The following is a 1,543-nucleotide window of genomic DNA, read 5'->3' as shown; positions in this document are numbered from 1 at the left end:
AGTGAACTTGTCAGAAGAAGAACTCTTACATCTTCGTTTTTCTCCGACCATTCTATAATTGTTCTTAACTTTTCTTCTCTGACTTTCATTTTGTTTGGTTCGGTTTTACTATGTCGTACAACGTTTTGCAGCTTGGCGAAGTGGCGGATTTAGAAGCACTTATTTTCAATTAAGCACTAAAGTTTATTAGAAATCCGAATGTTCAATTTAGCACTGAACCCGCCATTTTGCCAAACTGTTGTTGGCAGAAGTTTATTTTTGTCGTTTCTGTTTTTCTTCAAGTTCTGGAAGTTGCTTTTTATATTCTTCAACATTCCAAATTATGTCCCAACGTTTGACATAGTCAGCAAGTAAACCAAGTCCTACTTCTGCTCTTCGCTTGTCAACATTGTCTGGGTCGTCAAGTGGCAAAACGTAACTTTTATTTGTAACATTGTCATAACCAATTTGGCTACCATATATTTGTCTTTTTCCTTCGCCAAGTGCTACTCTGTCTTCCAATAATGCTAATGCACTTCCGCTTGCATTTTTATTCTTAACCGCTTCTCTCATCATTGGAAGATATTTTTGTTGAGTTTTCAGGTCTGAGTGTTGGATTACTAAAAACAATGTTTGATTAGCCTGTCCACCAACCTTGTCTGCACCAACCCAACCATACTTGTCTAAAATTTCCGTTACTTTTATCAAGTTAATACTGTCTTTATACATCATAATTTTGCCCAAACTATCAACTTGTCTACTTTCACGTCCAAATTCTTTTTCTGCGGAAATATATTCTCTTCGTATTTGTTGGTCATCTTCAAATATTGCAATTAGTTTTGCTTGAAGGGGTTTGTCATAATTTGCTTCTCGTTTATCAACGATTAATTGCATTTCAGAAACAAGTTTTTCCCATTTTTTGTTTGTATGCAATGTAGTTAAATCTGCATCCGATTTTAAATGTCTAACATTAGACCAACCATTTTTTAATGCAAGATTTAACCACTTAAATGCTAATTTTTTGTCTCCCAATAATGAGGCAGAACAACCTGCATTATAAAAATCGTTACCACTCTTTTGTTCAAGTTTAAAGGCTTCCTTATACTTTTCAACTGATTTCTTATATTCTTTGTTGTTGTAAAAAGCATCTGCTTCAGCAACAATAGATTTGTAAGTCTGTCCAAAAGTTAATGAACAAATAAAAAGTAAAAATGTCGTGATAATCTGTTTCATTGTGTATGTCGTTTTAAATTTCTGCCAACGGGAAACGCATTGGCGAAGTGGCGGATAAATTGAACCGAAAGTTCAATTTAGCAGTGACGTAGCCGATGTGTTTCCACAGAAGCTAAATTATTAAAAAAAAGCTGAATGTGGGACACATTCGGCGGAATAAAAAGCACAAAAGTTGAATTTTGAACTTAACCCGCCATTTTGCCAATGCGATGTTGAACTAAACCTCCGGTAGCTTTTCCCATTCACCGTTTTAGTAATTTTGTTTTTATTAAACCCTAAAAAACATATAAAATGGCTACAAAAAAAAATCTCCGGAGGAGTTAAGGACTAA

1 protein-coding gene and 1 pseudogene are annotated in these 1,543 nt (G+C 34.6%); both read right to left on the bottom strand.

The window, feature by feature from the left end; translation table 11 throughout:
* Positions 1–89 (bottom strand): annotated as a pseudogene (locus DQ356_RS11085) (aminoglycoside adenylyltransferase); the annotation flags it as partial.
* Between the two features lie 163 nt (positions 90–252).
* Complete coding sequence (locus DQ356_RS11080; RefSeq protein ID WP_114304560.1) at positions 253–1,212, bottom strand: DUF6624 domain-containing protein; 960 nt, start codon at positions 1,210–1,212, stop codon at positions 253–255.
* Positions 1,213–1,543: the final 331 nt, after the last annotated feature.

Origin of the sequence: Chryseobacterium lacus, assembly GCF_003336205.1 — a bacterium.
GTDB classification, from domain to species: Bacteria; Bacteroidota; Bacteroidia; order Flavobacteriales; family Weeksellaceae; genus Chryseobacterium_A; species Chryseobacterium_A lacus.
Note: the sequence above shows the minus strand (reverse complement) of the source record. Positions and strands in the feature narration are given on the sequence as shown.